Below are 259 nucleotides of genomic sequence, written 5' to 3'. Positions count from 1 at the left end.
GGGTGGACGACGGACTTCGCCGGTGGAGTCGGCGGTGGCCAGTGCGTGAACTAGCCGCGCCCCCGGCCGGAAGCGGATTGCGACCGGTTCTCGGTGATGCCGGGCTCCCCTTGGTCGGGCACACCCTCGACTACATCCGGTTTGGGTCCGACCTGGGCAGAGAGCGCTACGAACGGTTCGGTTCTGTCTCGTGGATGGGAGCGTTCGGCACCAAAATGGCGGTCATCGCGGGCCCCCAAGCTACCCAGGAGGCGCTCAC

General features: G+C 67.6%; 1 pseudogene. It reads left to right on the top strand.

What is annotated here, in order from left to right:
* Positions 1 to 2 precede the first annotated feature (2 nt).
* Positions 3 to 259: pseudogene (locus tag FPZ47_RS30115) on the top strand (cytochrome P450); the annotation flags it as partial.

It is taken from the genome of Mycobacterium helveticum (assembly GCF_007714205.1).
GTDB lineage: Bacteria > Actinomycetota > Actinomycetes > Mycobacteriales > Mycobacteriaceae > Mycobacterium > Mycobacterium helveticum.
Note: the sequence above shows the minus strand (reverse complement) of the source record. Positions and strands in the feature narration are given on the sequence as shown.